At 71.5% G+C, this 18,857-nt stretch carries 17 protein-coding genes, 1 tRNA gene and 1 pseudogene; 7 read left to right on the plus strand and 12 right to left on the minus strand.

Annotation, left to right across the window (positions count from 1 at the left end):
• Positions 1–19: 19 nt before the first annotated feature.
• From ABZY31_RS00600 to ABZY31_RS00625, 6 genes are all read right to left on the minus strand, one after another.
• Entirely contained in the window at positions 20–373 is a 354-nt protein-coding gene (locus ABZY31_RS00600; RefSeq protein WP_356403072.1) for a rhodanese-like domain-containing protein, read from the minus strand.
• 54 nt (positions 374–427) lie between these two features.
• The gene (locus ABZY31_RS00605; protein ID WP_356403670.1) at positions 428–1,216 is read right to left on the minus strand and encodes a hypothetical protein; all 789 of its coding nucleotides are present in this window, start codon (positions 1,214–1,216) and stop codon (positions 428–430) included.
• A 122-nt stretch (positions 1,217–1,338) separates the two neighbouring features.
• Entirely contained in the window at positions 1,339–2,871 is a 1,533-nt protein-coding gene (locus tag ABZY31_RS00610) for a DUF2252 domain-containing protein (RefSeq protein ID WP_356403074.1), read from the minus strand.
• Positions 2,872–3,034: 163 nt separating this feature from the next.
• Positions 3,035–3,682, minus strand: coding sequence for a response regulator transcription factor (locus ABZY31_RS00615; protein WP_356403673.1), 648 nt, complete (start codon positions 3,680–3,682; stop codon positions 3,035–3,037).
• Positions 3,683–3,787: 105 nt separating this feature from the next.
• Entirely contained in the window at positions 3,788–5,485 is a 1,698-nt protein-coding gene (locus tag ABZY31_RS00620; RefSeq protein ID WP_356403077.1) for a sensor histidine kinase, read from the minus strand.
• A 130-nt stretch (positions 5,486–5,615) separates the two neighbouring features.
• Positions 5,616–5,698, minus strand: a tRNA-Leu gene (locus ABZY31_RS00625).
• A 291-nt stretch (positions 5,699–5,989) separates the two neighbouring features.
• On the opposite strand from ABZY31_RS00625, the gene ABZY31_RS00630 reads away from it, so the two are divergent.
• The 6 genes from ABZY31_RS00630 to pknB all read left to right on the plus strand — a co-directional run bounded on the left by ABZY31_RS00630 (position 5,990) and on the right by pknB (position 14,158).
• Positions 5,990–6,838: a DUF3662 and FHA domain-containing protein gene (locus ABZY31_RS00630; protein WP_356403080.1), complete on the plus strand. Its 849-nt coding sequence runs from the start codon at positions 5,990–5,992 to the stop codon at positions 6,836–6,838.
• A gap of 10 nt (positions 6,839–6,848) precedes the next feature.
• Complete coding sequence (locus ABZY31_RS00635; protein ID WP_356403083.1) at positions 6,849–7,355, plus strand: FHA domain-containing protein; 507 nt, start codon at positions 6,849–6,851, stop codon at positions 7,353–7,355.
• 144 nt (positions 7,356–7,499) lie between these two features.
• Positions 7,500–8,990 carry a Stp1/IreP family PP2C-type Ser/Thr phosphatase gene (locus ABZY31_RS00640; protein WP_356403086.1) on the plus strand — a complete coding sequence of 497 codons (1,491 nt, stop codon included), beginning with the start codon at positions 7,500–7,502 and terminating at the stop codon, positions 8,988–8,990.
• Positions 8,991–9,021: 31 nt separating this feature from the next.
• Complete coding sequence (locus tag ABZY31_RS00645; protein WP_356403089.1) at positions 9,022–10,446, plus strand: FtsW/RodA/SpoVE family cell cycle protein; 1,425 nt, start codon at positions 9,022–9,024, stop codon at positions 10,444–10,446.
• Positions 10,443–11,903 (plus strand): penicillin-binding transpeptidase domain-containing protein, encoded by a 1,461-nt coding sequence (locus ABZY31_RS00650; RefSeq protein ID WP_356403092.1) that lies wholly within the window; start codon positions 10,443–10,445, stop codon positions 11,901–11,903. Before ABZY31_RS00645 ends, ABZY31_RS00650 begins: the two co-directional genes overlap by 4 nt.
• 236 nt (positions 11,904–12,139) lie before the next feature.
• Positions 12,140–14,158, plus strand: a complete 2,019-nt coding sequence (gene pknB, locus ABZY31_RS00655) for a Stk1 family PASTA domain-containing Ser/Thr kinase (protein WP_356403095.1) — start codon at positions 12,140–12,142, stop codon at positions 14,156–14,158.
• A gap of 148 nt (positions 14,159–14,306) precedes the next feature.
• Here pknB and ABZY31_RS00660 read toward each other — a convergent pair whose 3' ends face one another.
• From ABZY31_RS00660 to ABZY31_RS00685, 6 genes and pseudogenes are all read right to left on the minus strand, one after another.
• The gene (locus tag ABZY31_RS00660; protein WP_356403098.1) at positions 14,307–15,035 is read right to left on the minus strand and encodes a class E sortase; all 729 of its coding nucleotides are present in this window, start codon (positions 15,033–15,035) and stop codon (positions 14,307–14,309) included.
• Between the two features lie 80 nt (positions 15,036–15,115).
• Positions 15,116–15,964 (minus strand): annotated as a pseudogene (locus ABZY31_RS00665) (class E sortase); the annotation flags it as partial.
• Between the two features lie 26 nt (positions 15,965–15,990).
• Positions 15,991–16,629: an aminodeoxychorismate/anthranilate synthase component II gene (locus ABZY31_RS00670; protein WP_356403101.1), complete on the minus strand. Its 639-nt coding sequence runs from the start codon at positions 16,627–16,629 to the stop codon at positions 15,991–15,993.
• Complete coding sequence (locus tag ABZY31_RS00675; protein ID WP_356403104.1) at positions 16,626–16,802, minus strand: hypothetical protein; 177 nt, start codon at positions 16,800–16,802, stop codon at positions 16,626–16,628. The genes ABZY31_RS00670 and ABZY31_RS00675 overlap by 4 nt, the downstream gene beginning before the upstream one ends.
• A gap of 79 nt (positions 16,803–16,881) precedes the next feature.
• On the minus strand, positions 16,882–17,583 hold the full coding sequence (locus ABZY31_RS00680; protein ID WP_356403676.1) for a class E sortase: 702 nt from the start codon (positions 17,581–17,583) through the stop codon (positions 16,882–16,884).
• Between the two features lie 37 nt (positions 17,584–17,620).
• Complete coding sequence (locus ABZY31_RS00685) at positions 17,621–18,400, minus strand: DUF881 domain-containing protein (protein ID WP_356403106.1); 780 nt, start codon at positions 18,398–18,400, stop codon at positions 17,621–17,623.
• 91 nt (positions 18,401–18,491) lie between these two features.
• On the opposite strand from ABZY31_RS00685, the gene crgA reads away from it, so the two are divergent.
• A complete protein-coding gene (gene crgA, locus ABZY31_RS00690; protein ID WP_214931340.1) occupies positions 18,492–18,746 on the plus strand; it encodes a cell division protein CrgA in 255 nt (84 codons plus the stop codon).
• Positions 18,747–18,857 lie beyond the last annotated feature (111 nt).

Genomic DNA, 18,857 nt, shown 5'->3' on the forward strand with positions numbered 1-18,857 from the left:
CGCGCCGGCGCGCCCCGGCCTACAGGACGAAGGCCGGGGTCCCGTTGTCCGTCACCATCGGGCGCCCGGCGGCGTCCCAGGCCTGCATCCCGCCGTCGATGTTGACGGCGTCGATGTCCTGGCGCACCAGGTACTGGGTGACCTGCGCGGAGCGCCCGCCGACCCGGCACATCACGTGGACGCGCGGGCTGCCGCCCTGCGCGTCCATCGCCTCGGTCAGCTCACCGAAGCGCGCCACGAAGTCGCTCATCGGGATGTGCAGCGCACCTTCGACATGGCCGGCCGCCCATTCGTCGTCCTCGCGGACGTCGAGGACAAAGCCTTCGGAGGGCACCGCGGTGGCGTCCACCGAGGGAAGCGGTCCGAAGTTCATAGCTGTCGCCTTCTCTCGTAACAGGGGTGTTCAGAACCTATCCGAACCCACCGGTCACTCGGCGAGCGCCGCCAGCTCCGCCTCGCGCTCGGAGACCTGCCCGAGCAGCTGCTCGGCGATCTCCTCCAGCAGCCGGTCCGGGTCCTCCGGGGCCATCCGCAGCATCGAGCCGATCGCGCTCTCCTCCAGCTCGCGGGCCACCACGGCCAGCAGCTCCTTGCGGCGGGCGAGCCACTCCAGCCGGGCGTACAGCTCCTCGGTCTCCGAGGGCCGCTCCTGCTCGGGCGCGGGCCCGGCCGCCCACTCCTCGGCCAGCTCCCGCAGCAGCGTCTCGTCGCCGCGCCCGTAGGCGGCGTTCACCCGGGCGATGAACTCGTCCCGCCGGGCCCGCTCCGTGTCGTCCTGCGCGAGGTCGGGGTGCGCCTGGCGGACCAGCTCGCGGTAGAGACGGCGGACCTCCTCGGCCGGGCGGACCCGCTCCGGAGGCCGCACCGGCTGCTCGGTGAGCATCGCACCGGCGTCGTCGGAGATGCCGTCCGCGTCCAGCCAGTCGTGGAACAGCTCGTCCACCCCGGGCATCGGCATGACCAGCGCCCGCGCGTCGTGCGCCCTGCGCAGGTCCTCCGGGTCGCCGGTGCGGGCCGCCCGGGCCTCGGCGATCAGCGCGTCGAGTTCGTCCAGCCGCGAGTACATCGGGCCGAGCTTCTGGTGGTGCAGCCGGGAGAAGTTCTCGACCTCCACCCGGAAGGTCTCCACCGCGATCTCGAACTCGATCAGCGCCTGCTCGGCGGCCCGCACGGCCCGCTCCAGGCGCGCCTCGGGCCGCTCGTCGGCCGGTGCCACGGTCGCGCCGGAGCGCGCCTCGGACCGCTCGTCGTCGGAGGCCGAGGGGTCCCCGGCAGTCTGCTCGTTCACCCGGCCACCCTACGGCCCGCCCGGAAGCCGTGTTTCACGTGAAACATCGCTCAGACGCCCATCTCGGCCGGAATCCGCCCGGACCGCACCGCGACCAGCAGATCCGCGTGGTCGGCCTCACTGCGGTCGGCGTAGGCCACGGCGAAGGCGGCGATCGCCTCGTCCAGTTCCTCGTTCTTCCCGCAGTACCCGGCCAGCACCCGCGGATCGGCGCTGTGCGCGTGCGCCCGGGCCAGCAGCGCCCCGGTCATCCGGCCGTAGTCGTCGATCTGGTCCACGGCGAGCGCCGCCGGGTCCACGCTGCCCTTGCGGTTGCGGAACTGCCGCACCTGGAAGGGCCGGCCCTCGACCGTGGTCCAGCCGAGCAGCATGTCCGAGACGACCTGCATGCGCTTCTGCCCGGCCACCACCCGGCGGCCCTCGTGGTCCTCCGGCGCGCTGTCGAAGCCCAGCGCGGAGAGGTGCGGCAGCAGCACCGAGGGCCGCGCCTCCTTCACCTGGAGCACCAGCGGCTCACCGCGGTGGTCCAGCAGCAGCACCACGTAGGAGCGGGTGCCGACGCTGCCCGTGCCGACCACCCGGAAGGCCACGTCGTGGATGGCGTACCGGGCCAGCAGCGGCAGCCGGTCCCCCTGGAGCGTGTGCAGGTACGGACCGAGCGAGGCCGCGACCGCCGCCGCCTCCGCGTCCCCGACCCGCCGCAGCACCGGCAGCGCGTCCACGAAGCGGCGGCTCCCGTCGGGAGCGGCCTCGGTGGACTTGGCGGCGAACCGCGCGCTGGTGTTGTTGCGGGCCTTCTCCGACACCCGCTCCAGCGTGCCCAGCAGATCCCGGGCGTCGGTGTGCGAGACCAGTTCCTCGTCGGCGATCGCGTTCCAGGCGTCCAGCGCCGGAAGCTTGGCGAGCAGCCGCATCGTGCGCCGGTAGGCGCCGACGGTGTCCAGCGCGGCCGCCCGGCAGATGTCCTCGTCTGCGCCCGCCACCCGCCCGGCCAGCACCAGCGAGGTCGCCAGCCGCTTGAGGTCCCATTCCCAGGGCCCGAAGACCGTCTCGTCGAAGTCGTTGAGGTCGATGACGAGCCGGCCGCGGGCATCGCCGTACAGCCCGAAGTTGGCGGCGTGGGCGTCCCCGCAGATCTGCGCGCCCACCCCGGTCACCGGTGTGGCCGCCAGGTCGTGCGCCATCAGGCCCGCAGCCCCCCGCAGGAACGCGAAGGGGTTGGCGGCCATCCGCCCCACCCGGATCGGCGTCAGCTCGGCCACCCGGCCGACGTTGGACTCCTCCACCGCGCGTACCGCGTCCGGTCGCCCGGCCACGACCTCGAAGTGGGCGTGCGAGGCTCGCGGCACGGAGCCGCGCAGCGCCTTGCCCTCGGCCCGGCGCGACTGCGCGCCGGAAGCGTTCACACGCGCCGCGTACCCCGCTACCTCCGGTATCCGCTCGACGGGCACCGCCGCGGCCGCGGCCCTGGTGCGCGCCGTGCCTCCCGCCTTGGCGCGCGCGGTGCCCGCGGCCCTGGCGCCGACTGTGCCACGAGCCCTGCCGCCGGCCTTCGCCGTGCCCCGGTCCGGTACTGCCGCCATGTGTGCCGCCCCCGCTGGATCACGCGCCCGGCTGGACCACCGCACGTCTGGATCACGTTCGTTCGCATCAGGGATCGCCTGGACCACTGATCTGGATCACTGCCCGTCCGCGGATGACCGTACCGATCGGGACAGGGCCGGGGAAGGGGGGCCGGGAGGTACGTCAGAGTCCGGCGTCCCGCGCGAGCAGCGCCGCCTGTACCCGGTTCTCGCACTCCAGCTTCGCCAGGATCCGGCTGACGTACGTCTTCACCGTCGCCTCGCTCATGTGCAGCCGCCGCCCCGCGTCCGCGTTCGACAGTCCCTCGCCCAGCAGGGCCAGGACTCCGCGCTCCCGTTCGCTCAGCGCCGCGACCCGGCGGCGCGCGTCCTCGCCGCGCCCCGCCCGCTGCCCCGAGGCCAGCTGGTCCACGACGTGCCGGGTCGCCGCCGGGGACAGGTAGGCGTCACCGGCCGCCGCCGCCCGTACCGCCCCGATCAGCTCGGCCGGAGCGGAGTCCTTCAGCAGGAAGCCGGCGCTGCCGTGGGAGAGCGCCCGCAGGACGTTCTCCCGCTCCCCGAAGGTCGTCAGGATCAGCGCGTGCGCCGAGGGGGCCGCCCGCACCAGCTCCCCGAGCGCGCTCAGCCCGTCCATGACCGGCATCTGGATGTCCAGCAGCACCACATCGGGCGCGTGGGAGCGCGCCAGCTCCACGGCCTCCCGCCCGTTCGCCGCCTCGGCGACCACCTCGATGTCCGGCGCCGAGGTGAGGATCATCCTGATCCCGGCCCGGATGAGCGGCTCGTCGTCGGCGATCACCACCCTGATCACCGTCGCCCGCGTCCCCCCGGCCGACCCGGCCGCACCCGTCGTCCCCACCACGCCCGTCACCCGCCCTCCGCTCCCGCCGCCGTTACCAGCGCTGCTCGACCGCCGCTACTGCCCGACCTCGTACGCCTGCTTCTCCACGAGCCTGCCGTCCTTGAAGCAGAACCGGAAAACGCTGTCGGTGGTCAGGTCCGAGTTCCCGGCGGCCAAGAGTGCCATGCAGTGCGACCCCTCGGGCGCCGCCGGGCCCTTGTTCTCCAGTCCCTCTGTCAGCACGCTCCCCCCGCTCGGCAGCCGTCCCCGGACCGCGTCCTCCGGCTCCCCCACCCGCGCCGCGTCGAAGTCGGCCCGGCTGATCGTCACGTCGCTCGCGGAGCCCACCAGCATCGCCACGGCGGCGCCGAGCACGATGACCAGCACCACCAGCGCCGCGACCGCGATCCCGCAGCCCAGTGCGACGCCCCCGGTGCGGCTGCGACCCGGCGTCAGCTCCCGGTCGACCGCGGCCCAGTCCACCGGCACCGGAGCGCCCTTCGCCAGCGGCGCCCGCAGCTGCTGCCCGAAGTCGTCGGCCACCTCCTCCGCGCCCGTCTCCCGCGCACCCGCCGGTTCCGTGCCGTACGGCAGCACCCCGGCCACCCGGAAACCGCCGTCCGCCGTGGCCGCGGTGTGCACCATCCCGCCCACGAGCCGGGCCCGCTCCCGCAGCCCCGTCAGCCCCTGGCCGCCGGAGACCACCTCACCGGCGCCGGGGCCGGTCGCCGGGCCGTTGGCGATCTCCACCACCAGGGAGTCGTCCTCGTACCGCAGTTCCACCGTGATCGCCGCACCCGGCGCGTGCTTGTAGGCGTTGGTGAGCGACTCCTGCGTGATCCGGTACGCCGCGTGGTCGCAGGCCGCGACCAGCGGCCGCGGCCGCCCCGAGGTGGTCAGCCGTACGTCGGTCCCCGCACCGCGCGCCGCCTCCACGATCCCGGCGATCCCGGCCACCCCGCGCGCCGCGGGCCCCCCCGACTCCTCCACGGCCGCCGGCGCCTCGACCCCGTCGCGCAGGATGCCGACGACCTCGCGCAGCTCGTGCATGGCCGCGACCGAGGCCTGCCGCAGCACCCCGACCGCCTCGCGCTGCCGCTCGGTCAGCACCGGGTCGACCTCCAGCGCTCCCGTGTGCACCGAGATCAGGGCCAGTTGGTGCCCCAGGCTGTCGTGCATGTCCTGGGCGATCCGCTGCCGCTCGCGCAGCCGCGCCTGCCCGGCGACCATCGCCCGCTCGCGCATGAGCTGGGCGTTGCGCTCCTGGAGGGCGCGCAGCAGCGTCCGGCGCTGGGACCAGTAGCGGCTGGCGAGCGCGGGCATGACGGTCATCGCGAGGAACATCAGGGTGCCGAAGACGATCACCAGCACGATCCGGCCCTGGGACCAGTCCTTCAGCACGCTGAACCCGACGGAGGCGACGAGGGCCACCGTGAAGGCGCCGAAGGCCCGCACGACCCCGGACACCCGGCGCCCCGCCGACCAGCCCAGCAGGATCGTCACGAGGAAGGCCCCGGGCAGGTACGCGCCGAGCGCCGAGCCCACCACCAGCGTCAGCACCGGCAGTCGGCGCCGCAGCAGGGTGAGGACCAGCACGGCCACGGCGCCGCTCACCATCCGCGAGGAGGAGCCGTTGTCCAGTTCCTCCACGCCCAGGCCGAGCAACACCAGCACGGCCACGAGCACCAGATCGACCGCCAGCGTCCGCACGGTCCACGGTTCGGGACCCCTCAGCCAGTCCAGGCCCGCTCGCATCCTCGCCGTCACATCCACGCACCGACCCTAGACAGCGACCGCGCCGCCGGGCCGCTCTCTTTCGTCGCGCCCCGCACCGACGAAAGTCGCCCGGCGGCCGCGCACGAAAAAGCCCCGCAGATCAAATGATCTGCGGGGCTTCTCACAGTGGGCGAGGGGGGATTTGAACCCCCACGTCCCGAAGGACACTGGCACCTGAAGCCAGCGCGTCTGCCGTTCCGCCACTCGCCCGAGCAGCTCTCCAGCGGTTCTTCCCTTGCGGGCCGTTCCCCTGGCGACATCGGAACATTAGCACGTCGGACGGGGTGGATTCACATCGCTTTCCCCGACCGCCGGGCACGCTCCCGCCAGGCACTCCCGGACAGCGCTCCGGGTGCGGGACACTGTTCTCCGGGCGCCCCTACGATCCCTTGTGAGGACCAACACTCCTCGCTGCGGACCCGGAGGGGAACCAGCCGAATCCGCCACGCGTGGATACGATCAGTAAGCAGTACAGGGCGACAACGACGGAGGAGGTGCCCCATGGGAGTCCTGAAGCGGTTCGAGCAGCGACTCGAAGGTCTGGTGAACGGCACCTTCGCCAAGGTCTTCAAGTCCGAGGTCCAGCCGGTCGAGATCGCGGGCGCGCTCCAGCGCGAGTGCGACAACAACGCGACCATCTGGAACCGCGAGCGGACCGTCGTCCCCAACGACTTCATCGTGGAACTGAGCGCGGGCGACTACGACCGGCTGAGTCCCTACTCCGGACAGCTCGGCGACGAGTTGGCCGGCCTGGTCCGGGACTACGCCAAGCAGCAGCGCTACAGCTTCATGGGACCGATCAAGGTCCACCTGGAGAAGGCGGACGACCTCGACACCGGTCTGTACCGGGTCCGCAGTCGCACCCTCGCCTCCAGCACCTCCCAGCCGCAGGCCGACGCGGGTCAGGCGCAGGGCTCCGCCCCCGCGCACGGCCCGGGTCCGGGCCAGGGGCAGGGCCGCCCCGGCGGTTACGGGTATCCGCCCGTGGCCGCCCCGCCCATGCCCCACAACCCCCCGGGCGAGCCCCCGCGGCGCCCGGGCCCCGGTCCGCTGCCGGGTTCCGGCGGCGCCACCCGCTGCTGGATCGAGATCAACGGCACCCGCCACCAGATCTCGCGCGCCACGCTCGTACTCGGCCGAAGCACCGAAGCCGACGTGCGGATCGACGACCCCGGCGTCTCGCGCCGGCACTGTGAGATCCGGACCGGAACGCCTCCCTCGATCCAGGATCTCGGGTCCACCAACGGCATCGTGGTGGACGGGCAGCACACCACCCGCGCTACGCTCCGCGACGGCTCGCGGATCGTCGTGGGCAACACGACCATCATTTACAGGCAAGCCGAAGGGTGAAGCGGGGGCAATGTCAGAGCTGACCCTTACGGTCATGCGGTTGGGTTTCCTGGCCGTTCTGTGGCTGTTCGTCATCGTGGCCGTCCAGGTCATCCGCAGCGATCTCTTCGGAACGCGGGTGACGCAGCGCGGCTCCCGCCGCGGCGGCGACAACCGCGCGCCGCAGCAGCAGTCGGGCGGCGGCCGTCAGGCCGCGCCACCGCAGCAGCGCCAGCGCCGCGGTGCCCCGACCAAGCTCGTCGTCTCCGAAGGAACCCTCACCGGCACGACGGTCGCCCTCCAGGGCCAGACCATCACGCTGGGCCGGGCGCACGACTCCACCATCGTGCTGGACGACGACTACGCCTCCAGCCGCCATGCCAGGATCTACCCCGACCGTGACGGCCAGTGGATCGTCGAGGATCTCGGGTCCACCAACGGCACGTATCTCGACCGGACCCGGCTGACCACCCCGACGCCCATTCCTCCGGGCGCCCCGATCCGCATCGGCAAGACCGTCATCGAGCTGCGGAAGTAGTACGAGAATGAGCGAGCGGAGCGAGCGAGCCGCGGCGGTCCGTCCCCCTGGGGCGACGGACCCGCGCGCGCTCCCGACCGGAGGGTGGGCAGTGTGGCTCGAGACCGGTTGTACCCGGAGGCATCGTCGACTGGGCAGGTGCGCATGAGTCTGTCCCTGCGGTTCGCCGCCGGATCGCACAAGGGCATGATCCGCGAGGGCAACGAGGACTCCGGCTATGCCGGTCCCCGCCTGCTCGCGATCGCCGACGGCATGGGCGGCCAGGCGGCCGGCGAGGTCGCGAGTTCCGAGGTGATCTCCACCCTGGTCCAGCTCGACGACGACGTCCCGGGCTCCGACATCCTGACCTCGCTGGCCACGGCCGTGCAGCGGGCCAACGACCAGTTGCGCGTCATGGTCGAGGAGGACCCCCAGCTGGAGGGCATGGGCACCACGCTCACCGCCCTGCTGTGGACCGGTCAGCGGCTCGGGCTCGTCCACGTCGGCGACTCCCGCGCCTACTTGCTGCGCGACGGCCTGCTGACCCAGATCACCCAGGACCACACCTGGGTGCAACGGCTGGTCGACGAGGGCCGGATCACCGAAGAGGAAGCCACCACCCACCCCCAGCGCTCGCTCCTGATGAGAGCTCTGGGCAGCGGCGAGCACGTGGAACCCGACCTCTCGATCCGCGAGGTCAGGACCGGCGACCGCTACCTCATCTGCTCCGACGGCCTGTCCGGCGTGGTCTCCCACCAGACCCTGGAAGAGACCCTCGCCGACTACCACGGGCCGCACGAGACCGTGCAGGCGCTGATCCAGCTCGCCCTGCGCGGCGGCGGACCGGACAACATCACCTGCATCGTCGCGGATGTCCTCGACACCGACAGCGGCGACACCCTCGCCGCCCAGCTCAACGACACCCCGGTGGTCGTGGGCGCGGTCGCCGAGAACCAGCACCAGCTCTTCGACGGCGGCAACGCCATGCAGACCCCCGCGGGCCGCGCCTCCGGGCTCGGCCGCCGGGCCACCCCGCCGCCCGGCGCCTTCGGGCCCCCCGGCAGCGGTGAGGCCCCCGGCTACGGCGCGGCGCCCGACGCGGGCTACGGCGGCAACGGAGCGGGCGGCGGCGCGTACGGGAGCTTCGGCGAAGCCGACGGCTACGACGGCGACTCCTCCGCCTACGACGACACCTACGACCACCCGCGCAGGCGCCGCAGCAAAGGGCGCAAGTGGACGACCCGGACGCTGATGCTGCTGATCGCCGTGGGGCTGATCGGCGGCGGGCTCTACGCCGCCCACCGCTGGACGCAGACGCAGTACTACGTCGGCGTCAAGGACGAGCACGTGGCGCTCTACCGGGGCATCAGCCAGAACCTCGCCTGGATCAAGCTCTCCTCCGTCGAGACGGACCAGCCGGACATCGAGCTGAAGGACCTGCCGCCCTTCCAGCGCAAGCTCGTCGAGGGCACCATCAGCGAAGGCAGCCTCGACAGCGCCCGCAAGAAGATCGACGAACTCGCCGTGCAGGCCTCGGCCTGCAAGAAGGACGAAGCGCGCCGCAACGCCGAGGGGCAGCCCAACCAGACCCCGGCGCCCGGCGCCAGCCTGACTCCCGAGGAGCAGAAGCTGGTCGGACAGTGCGGGAAGCAGTAGACAGACGCGGGCGCAGGGGGCCTGCCACACCATGAGCGTTGTCACCAACACGACCACCATCGGCGCCATCGAGCTGCCGAGCCGGCGCAACACCGAGCTGTTCCTGCTCGGGTTCGCCGTGGTCATCCCGATCTTCGCCTACGCCAACGTGGGCCTCGCGGTGCACGGCAAGCTGCCTCCCGGCATGTTCGCGTACGGGCTCGGGCTCGGCCTCCTGGCCGGCCTGGCCCACCTCGTCGTGCGCCGGTACGCCAAGTACGCCGACCCGCTGCTGCTTCCACTGGGGACCCTGCTCAACGGGCTGGGCCTGGTGTTCATCTGGCGCCTGGACCAGTCCGAGCGGCTCCAGAGCCTGGCCAAGCGGCAGTTCGGCGGGTTCTCCCCCTCCGCGCCGAACCAGATGTTCTACACGGCCGTCGGCCTCGCGCTGTTCGCGGGCGTGCTGCTGCTGCTCAAGGACCACCGCACGCTCCAGCGGTTCACGTACATCTCCATGGCGGTCTCGCTCGTCCTGCTGATCCTGCCCGTGATCCCGGGCCTCGGCGCGGACGTCTACGGCGCCAAGATCTGGATCAGCCTGGCCGGGTTCTCCATCCAGCCCGGCGAGTTCGCGAAGATCATCATCGCGGTGTTCTTCGCCGGGTACCTGATGGTCAAGCGCGACGCCCTGGCCCTGGCCAGCCGCCGCTTCATGGGGCTCTACCTGCCGCGCGGCCGCGACCTCGGCCCCATCCTGATGATCTGGGGCGTGAGCCTGCTCGTCCTCGTCTTCGAGAACGACCTCGGCACCTCGCTCCTCTTCTTCGGCATGTTCGTGATCATGCTGTACGTCGCCACCGAGCGCACCAGCTGGATCGTCATCGGCCTGCTCATGAGCGTCGCGGGCGCCGTCGTGGTCGGCACCACCGCCAGCCACGTCAAGGTCCGCGTCACCGCCTGGCTCGACCCCTTCGCTTGCTACGCCACCTCCGGCGCCTGCGAGCAGGTCGGCCAGTCGCTGATGAGCTTCGGCTCCGGCGGGGTCCTCGGCACCGGCCTCGGCCAGGGCCACTCCGACCTGATCCTCTTCGCCGCCAACTCCGACTTCATCTTCTCCACCGTCGGCGAGGAACTCGGGCTCGCGGGCGTCATGGCCTTCCTGCTGCTCTACGGCCTGATCATCGAGCGCGGCGTCCGCACCGCGCTCGCCGCGCGAGACCCCTTCGGCAAGCTCTTCGCGATCGGCCTCTCGGGCGCCTTCGCCATCCAGGTCTTCGTCGTCGCGGGTGGCGTCATGGGCCTCATCCCGCTCACCGGCATGACCATGCCCTTCCTCGCCTCCGGCGGTTCCTCCGTCCTCGCGAACTGGGCCCTCATCGGGATCCTCATCCGGATCAGCGACACCGCACGCCGTCCCGCCCCGGCACCGGCTCCGTCCCCCGACTCCGAGATGACCCAGGTGGTCCGACCCTCATGAACAAGCCCCTGCGCCGCATCTCGATCTTCTGCGGGCTGCTCGTCCTCGCCCTGCTGCTGCGGACCAACTGGCTCCAGTACGTCAAGGCCGAGGACCTCAGCACCCGCAAGGAGAACCGCCGGGTCCAGATCGCCCAGTACGCCTCGGAGCGCGGCAACATCATCGTCGGCGGCCAGCCCATCACCGGCTCGGTCGTCACGAACGGCAGCGACTACAAGTTCAAGCGCACCTACCTCGACGGCCCCATGTGGGCGCCCGTCACCGGGTACGCCTCGCAGGCCTTCGGCTCCACGCAGCTCGAATCGCTGGAAGACGGCATCCTCACCGGCAACGACGACCGGCTGTTCTTCGACCGCACCATCGGCATGTTCACCGGCGAGAAGAAGCAGGGCGGCAACGTCGTCACCACGCTGAACGCCGCCGCCCAGAAGGCCGCCTTCACCTCGCTCGGCAACAAGAAGGGCGCGGTCGCCGCCATCGACCCGCGCACCGGCGCGATCCTGGCGCTGGCCAGCACCCCCTCGTACGACCCCTCCACCTTCGCCGGCAACTCCAAGGCCGACGAGAAGGCCTGGGTCGCCCTCAAGGACAGCGAAGACAAGAACCTGGTCAACCGCGCCCTGCGCGAGACCTACCCGCCCGGCTCCACCTTCAAGGTCGTCACCGCCGCCGCCGCGCTGGAGCACGGTGTGGTCAGCAACATCGACGCCCCCACGGACACCCCCGAGCCGTACATCCTGCCGGGCACCAAGACCCAGCTGCCCAACCACGCGAGCGGCTGCGAGAAGGCCACCCTGAAGTTCGCGCTGGAAGTCTCCTGCAACTCCGTCTTCGCCAACGTCGGCGACAAGGTGGGGCGCGACAAGATGCTGGAGACCGCCCAGAAGTTCGGCTTCAACAACGACAAGATCGACGTCCCGGTCCGCGCGTTCGCGAGCGTCTACGACAAGAACATGGGCCGCGACGGCAACGCGCAGAGCGCCATCGGCCAGTTCAACACCGCCGCCACCCCGCTCCAGATGACCATGGTCGCCGCCGCCGTCGCCAACGACGGCAAGCTGATGAAGCCGTACATGGTCGACAAGGTGACCGCCCCCAACCTGGACGTCCTGGAGAAGCACGAGCCGGAGGAGATGAGCCGCCCGCTCTCCCCCGCGAATGCGCAGAAGGTCCAGCAGATGATGGTCGACGTCGTCGAGAACGGCACCGGTACCGGCGCCAAGATCAACGGCGTCACCGTCGGCGGCAAGACCGGCACCGCGCAGCACGGCGAGAAGAACGCCAAGCGCCCCTACGCCTGGTTCATCTCCTACGCCAAGACCGACAAGGGCTCGCCCGTCGCCGTCGCCGTGGTGATCGAGGACTCCCAGGCCGACCGCGAGGACATCACCGGTGGCGGCCTCGCCGCGCCCGTCGCCCTCGCCGTCATGAACGCCGTGATCAAGAGCCAGGGCTGAGCCGCGGATGGCCCCGATACGACCGGCCCGCACCCCGGGCCCGCGCGGCTCCCGCGGGGGCCCGCGAGTGATCCGGATCACGGTCCCCGCGCACGTGGGAGCACACGGTACCGGTCCGGTATCGGCCTGTGGTCACGGGCCGATCAGCGACACGCGGCCGGTAGCCTTTGCGCGAACAGCGCACCGCCGGCCCTGCCACGGGCACGGTCGGGACTGACGGAGAGGGCTGGAACGTTATGGAAGAGCCGCGTCGCCTCGGCGGTCGGTACGAGCTGAGCCACGTGCTCGGCCGCGGTGGCATGGCCGAGGTCTACCTCGCCCACGACACCCGGCTCGGCCGTACCGTCGCCGTCAAGACACTGCGCGCCGACCTCGCCCGCGACCCGTCCTTCCAGGCACGGTTCCGGCGCGAGGCCCAGTCGGCCGCCTCGCTCAACCATCCCGCCATCGTCGCCGTGTACGACACCGGCGAGGACTACGTCGACAACATCTCCATCCCGTACATCGTGATGGAGTACGTCGACGGCTCCACCCTGCGCGAACTCCTGCACTCCGGGCGCAAGCTGCTGCCCGAGCGCACCCTGGAAATGACCATCGGCATCCTCCAGGCCCTGGAGTACTCGCACCGCGCCCAGATCGTCCACCGCGACATCAAGCCCGCGAACGTCATGCTGACGCGCACCGGGCAGGTCAAGGTGATGGACTTCGGCATCGCCCGCGCCATGGGCGACTCCGGCATGACCATGACGCAGACCGCCGCCGTCATCGGCACCGCCCAGTACCTCTCCCCGGAGCAGGCCAAGGGCGAGCAGGTCGACGCGCGCTCCGACCTCTACTCCGCGGGCTGCCTGCTGTACGAACTGCTCACGGTGCGGCCCCCGTTCATCGGCGACTCCCCGGTCGCCGTCGCGTACCAGCACGTGCGCGAGGAACCGCAGCCCCCGAGCAACTTCGACCCCGAGATCACGCCCGAGATGGACGCCATCGTCCTCAAGGCGCTGGTCAAGGACCCCGACTACCGCTACCAGTCCGCCGACGAGATGCGCGCCGACATCGAGGCGTGCCTCGACGGCCAGCCCGTCGCCGCGGCCGCCAACATGAGCGCGGGCTACGGCGCCTACGGCTACCCGGACCAGCACCACCACGGCTACGACCAGCCGACCACCGCGCTGCGCGCCGCCGACGCCGGCCAGACCTCGATGATGCCGCCGATGCCGCCCGGCGACGGCGGTTACGGGTACGGCGACCAGGGCCACGGCGGCTACGACCAGAACCCGCGCCGCCGCCAGAGCCAGAAGAAGAGCCGGGCCTCGACCATCCTGCTCGTGGCGGCCGGGGTCCTCGTCCTGGTCGGCGCGATCCTGATCGGGCGCTCCCTGTTCGACGGCAAGGCCGACAACCGGCCGACCGTGCCCAAGCTGGTCGGCGACAGCTTCGAGCGTGCGAGCAGCCGCGCGGCGAACGTCGGGCTGAAGATCGAGAAGGAAGCCGACGCGCCCTGCAACGAGCAGCCCAAGGGCAACGTCTGCTCGCAGAACCCCGCGCCCGACGTCAAGGTCGACAAGAACTCGGTCATCAAGGTGAAGGTGTCCACCGGCCCGGAGCAGGTGCAGGTCGTCGACGTCCTGCGGCTGCCGTTCGACCAGGCCGAGGCGACGCTCAAGGGCAAGGGCTTCCAGGTCGAGCGCAAGAACCAGGAGAACGACAGCACGCCGGGCACCGTGCTGGCCCAGGACCCGAAGGCCGGCGCCTCCGTCGAGAAGGGCGCGACCGTCACCCTGACCGTGGCCAAGGAGCCGTCGAAGTCGGTCGTGCCCGATCTGACCGGCAAGACCAGGGAGCAGGCGGTCAAGCTCCTGAACGACGCCAAGCTCAAGCTCGGCAGCACCACCGAGGCCGACTCGACCGCTCCGCCGAAGACGATCATCGGGCAGGCGCTGGACGCCGGTTCGTCCGTCGAGCCGGGGACCGCGGTCAACGTCACCATCGCCAAGGCCGCCCAGTCGACCACCGTGCCCTTCCTGGCCGGCCGGACGCTGGCCCAGGCGCGGCAGGAGCTGACGGCCCGCGGGCTGACCCTCGGCTCGGTTCTCTCCGGTCCCTCGGACGACACCGCGACGATCCTGAGCACCGACCCGGGCTTCGGTCAGCCGGTGGCCGCCGGTTCCGCGGTGAACGTCAACACGATGCCGGGACAGCAGGGCGGCAACAACCAGGGCACCGGGCTCCTCGGCGGGATCGGCAACCACCGCTGATCCGCGGCGACTCCGGGCGCGCACACGCCCCGTACACGGCATGACACAGGAAGCTCTGGCCCTAGGGCCAGAGCTTCCCGTGCGTGCGGGAGAGGGCCGCCCAGGGGCCGTCCCGGGCCACCCGCCACGGGGGCCGCGGTCGGTGGGGTCAGCGGAGCTCGGGCGGCGGGGTGCGCTTCGCGTCCACCGCGTCCGTACGGACCAGCTCGCCCCACACCACGTACCGGAACTTCGATGTGTAGACCGGCGTGCAGGTCGTGAGCGTGATGTAGCGGCCGGGCGCGGTCTTCCCCGACTCCTTGGGGACCGGGTTGATCACGTCGGTGTTGTACTTCGACGTCTGGCGCAGCTCGGCGAAGACCTTGTAGACGTACCAGCTGTCGCGGGTCTCGAAGACGACGGCGTCGCCCGTCTTGACCTTGTCGATGTTGTGGAACTTGGCCCCGTGCCCGTCGCGGTGCGCGGCCAGCGCGAAGTTGCCCCGCGCGTCCCACGGCAGCGCGGACTTCACCGGATCCGTGTAGTACCCGGCCACGCCGTCGTTGATGACCTCGGCCGACGTGCCGCGCTTGACCAGCACCTCGCCGTTCCTCATCGCCGGCACGTGCAGGAAGCCGATGCCGTCGCGGGTGTCGAGGGCGCCGGCCTGCGGGGTCGCCGAGGGCGGGTCCGCCTGCCACTGGCGGCGGACCGTGTCACCGCGCCGCGCGGCGTCCCGGTCGGCCAGGACGTTCGTCCACCACAGCGAGTACGCCACGAACAGGGCGAGCACCAGGCCCAGGGTGATCAGCAGTTCGCCCAGCAGGCTGAGGAAGCCGGCGAGCCGGCTCGGGCGGCCGGCCCCGGCGCGGGGATCGGCGCGGTGGGCACGTGACACTGCGGGTTCGTCCTCTGCGGTCGTGCGGGCGGTTCGGGAGCCGGGAGCCGGCGGACGGCGGGATCTGCGGACGGCGGCCGCTACCGCTGCGCGAGCGCGGCGGGAGCGCCCTTGGCGCGGGGGCGTTCGTCCACCATCTTCCCCCAGACGATCAACCGGTACGTGCTGGTGAATTCGGGGGTGCAGGTCGTCAGCGTGATGTACCGCCCGGGAGCCGTGAAGCCCGATCCCTCGGGCACCGGCTTGATCACGGAGACGTTCGTCGGCGGTGTCTGCGCCAGCGCCGAGGTCACCTCGTACGTGTAGTACGCGTCCCGGGTCTCCACCACGACCTTGTCCCCGGCTTCTAGGCGGTTGATGTAACGGAAGGGCTCGCCATGGGTGTTGCGGTGGCCCGCCAGTGCGAAGTTGCCCTGCTTGTCGGACGGCATCCCCGACTGCGGCGACCCCTCGCCGCCGTAGTGCCCGACCATGCCCCGGTCCAGCACCTTCGGCTTGCTGATCCCCTCGGCCACCGGGACCTTCAGGTCCAGCTTGGGGACGTACAGGATCGCGAAGCCCTGGCCGGGGGAGAAGGCCGGGGCCGGCGGCGCCGCCCCGTCGGTGTCCCAGTCACTGCGCAGGGAGCCCGCGGCGCCGTTCGCCTGCCGTTCGGCCAGGACGTTGGTGTACCAGAGCTGGTAGGTGACGAAGAGCAGCATCACCAGGCCGAGCGTGATGAACAGTTCCCCGGCGAGCCTGCTCGCGACCACCGCCGGTCCGCCGCCGGGCCGCCGCCGGGCCCGTCGGCGCGTACCGCTGCGGCCCGTCGCGACGCCGTCCGGGGCGCCACCGCCCGGGCCGCCCGCCGTCTTGCGGCGTCTGCCGCCGCGCCGGGAGGCGCGTTTGGCGGCTTCCTGAGCGGCCCTGCGCCGCGCGGCCCTGCCCCCGGGGGGCGCGGACGGCGCGAGGGAGGTCACGCGACGGCCTTGCCCACCACCGGGGCCAGCCCCACCGAGCGGGCCACGGCGCCCGCGTCACCGCAGCGCACCAGCCAGTTGGCGAGCATCTTGTGGCCCCACTCGGTCAGCACCGACTCGGGGTGGAACTGCACGCCCTCGACGTCGTGCTCGCGGTGGCGCAGCCCCATGATGATCCCGTCCTCGGTCCGCGCCGTGACCTCCAGCTCGGCCGGGAGCGTCAGCGGCTCGGCGGCGAGGGAGTGGTAGCGGGTCGCGGTGAAGGGCGACGGCAGTCCTGCGAAGACGCCCTGACCCTCGTGGACGACCGGGGAGGTCTTGCCGTGCAGCAGCTCGGGGGCGCGGCCGACGACCCCGCCGTACGCCACCGCCATCGACTGCATGCCGAGGCACACGCCGAAGACCGGTACGCCGGTGCCCGCGCAGTGGCGGACCATCTCGACGCAGACCCCGGCCTCCTCGGGCGTGCCGGGTCCCGGGGAGAGCAGGACGCCGTCGAAGCCGTCCTGGGCGTGGCCGAGGGCGACCTCGTCGTTGCGCACGACCTCGCACTCGGCGCCGAGCTGGTAGAGGTACTGGACCAGGTTGAAGACAAAGCTGTCGTAGTTGTCCACGACCAGAATGCGCGCGTTCACCCGGTGGCTCCCGATCCCTCGTCGACGGTCACATCGTTGAACGGAAGGAGCGGCTCGGCCCACGGGAAGACGTACTGGAAGAGCACGAACACCACCGCCAGGATCAGCACGAGGGAGATCAGCGCGCGTACCCACGCGTTGCCCGGCAGATTGCGCCAGATCCAGCCGTACATGCCGTCCGCGTCCCTTTCCCTCCGCGTACCGCGGGGGCGGTACCGCACCAGCCTAAAGCCACGGGGCGTGCCCGGTGGGTCAGCCGGGCAATCCCTGCGGCGGGCCCTGCGCGGCCGTCCTGGTCGCGGTGAGTTCCGCCCAGACGATCAGCCGGTGGCTGTGGCCCCATTCCGGATCACAGGTGGTCAGGGTGAGGTACCGGCCGGGCGAGGTGAAAGGGGACTTGCGGGGTACGGGATCGACCACCGCGACGTCGGTGGGCAGGGTCCGCAGCGGCTCGTTCCGGATGGTGTAGGTGTACCAGGCGGACGCGTCCTTGACTATCACCAGGTCGCCGGGGCGCAGGGCGGGGAAATCCTTGAAGGGGTCGCCGTACGTGCGCCGGTGCCCGGCGACCGAGAAGTTGCCCCCGGCGCCCGGGAGCGCGGTGTCCGCGTAGTGGCCGAGGCCCTTCTTCAGGACGTCGGTCCCGGTCCCCTCCAGCACCGGTTTGCGCCAGTCCGCTCCGAAGCGCGGGACGTACATCTCGGCGAAGGCCCGGCCCGCCTCGGGGGCCGGAGCGGGGGCCGGGGTCGGCGGGGCGGCAGGGGGCGTGGCGCTGGCGCCGGGCCCGGCCGCCGCCGCGGGGGCCGCCGCCGACCAGCGGTCGTGCAGCCGGGCGCTCTCGCCGTCCATGGCCCGGTCGGCCTTGACCCCGGTCCACAGCAGGACGTAGCCGACGAAGAGCACGATCACCGTGCCGGCGGTCAGGCACACCTCGCTGAACGTCCGCACCAGCAGCCGCAGTACGGCCTGGGCGGACGGCCGTCGTCCCGGCTCAGGACGCGGACGCGGACTCCACGGGCTTCGCATAGTGGAGGTCCACTGTGCCGGAGTAGCCCGGAAGTGTCAGCGCCTTCTGCTCCTCGACTTTCCAGCCCAGCCCGTAGGCGTTGACGTACAGCTGGTAGTTCTGGATGGCCGGAGAGGCGGCGAGCGCCTTGCGCAACGCGCCCGGGTCGCCGATCGCCGTGACCTTGTAGGGCGGCGAGTACACCCGGCCCTGCAGGATCAGGGTGTTGCCCACGCAGCGCACCGCACTGGTGGAGATCAGGCGCTGGTCCATGACCTCGATGCCGCGGGCGCCGCCCTGCCACAGGGCGTTGACCACGGCCTGGAGGTCCTGCTGGTGGATCACCAGGTCGTTGGGCTGCGGCTCGGGGACGTTGGGGATGCGGGCGGTGGCGTTCGGCGGGGCGTCGTTGAGGGTCACCGACACGGCCCTGCCGGAGAGCTCCTCGGTGCCGGCGGCGGCGCGCAGGGCCGCCAGTTTGGCGTCCTCCGCCTTGGTGCTGCCGTCGTCGCGGTCGGCCAGCGCATCGACCTCGCGGCGCACCTCGGCCGTGGAGGCGTCGAGTTCGGCGTTGTTCTGGCTGCGTTCGTGGATGAGGTCCGAGAGCTTCAGGAGCGAGCCGTCCGTGCGGATGTTCGTACCCTTGGACGTGTTGAAGCTGGTGACGAAGATCAGCCCGGCCAGGGCGAACACGGCGGCCGTCAGCAGCCGCACCGGTGCGACCCGGCGACGGGGACCCGCGGAGGAGTCGTCGGAATTGCTCAACGTACCCTTCTCCTTCAACGCCACGGACCCACTACGCTAACGGACGCCCGGGGGAGGCAAGGTCCCCAGCGCATCGACAGGAGAGACCCTCGTGCCGAAGTCACGTATCCGCAAGAAGGACGATTACACCCCGCCGCCGGCGAAGCAGGCGCAGACGATCAGGCTGACCAACCGCAGCTGGGTAGCCCCGGTGATGCTGGCGTTCTTCCTGATCGGTCTCGCCTGGATCGTCGTCTTTTATGTGACCGACACCCAGCTGCCGATCGAATCCCTCGGCAATTGGAACATCGTGGTCGGTTTCGGCTTCATCGCGGCAGGCTTCGGCGTCTCGACGCAGTGGAAGTGACCGCACGGTGACGCGGCCGCTTCCAGGCGGTAGCACAGCAGTAACCAGGGCCTGAAGCAAGCTCTCCCCATGAGTTATCCACAGCGTCATCCACACCTGAGGAAAAAGGCA

It is taken from the genome of Streptomyces sp. NPDC006529 (genome assembly GCF_040611795.1).
Lineage (GTDB): Bacteria > Actinomycetota > Actinomycetes > Streptomycetales > Streptomycetaceae > Streptomyces.

Coding starts and splice junctions, on each gene's coding strand:
- ABZY31_RS00600 (WP_356403072.1), bottom strand. CDS start 373: ATGAACTTCGGACCGCTTCCCTCGGTGGACGCCACCGCGGTGCCCTCC.
- ABZY31_RS00610 (WP_356403074.1), bottom strand. CDS start 2,871: ATGGCGGCAGTACCGGACCGGGGCACGGCGAAGGCCGGCGGCAGGGCT.
- ABZY31_RS00630 (WP_356403080.1), top strand. CDS start 5,990: ATGGGAGTCCTGAAGCGGTTCGAGCAGCGACTCGAAGGTCTGGTGAAC.
- ABZY31_RS00635 (WP_356403083.1), top strand. CDS start 6,849: ATGTCAGAGCTGACCCTTACGGTCATGCGGTTGGGTTTCCTGGCCGTT.
- ABZY31_RS00640 (WP_356403086.1), top strand. CDS start 7,500: ATGAGTCTGTCCCTGCGGTTCGCCGCCGGATCGCACAAGGGCATGATC.
- ABZY31_RS00645 (WP_356403089.1), top strand. CDS start 9,022: ATGAGCGTTGTCACCAACACGACCACCATCGGCGCCATCGAGCTGCCG.
- ABZY31_RS00650 (WP_356403092.1), top strand. CDS start 10,443: ATGAACAAGCCCCTGCGCCGCATCTCGATCTTCTGCGGGCTGCTCGTC.
- pknB (WP_356403095.1), top strand. CDS start 12,140: ATGGAAGAGCCGCGTCGCCTCGGCGGTCGGTACGAGCTGAGCCACGTG.
- ABZY31_RS00675 (WP_356403104.1), bottom strand. CDS start 16,802: ATGTACGGCTGGATCTGGCGCAATCTGCCGGGCAACGCGTGGGTACGC.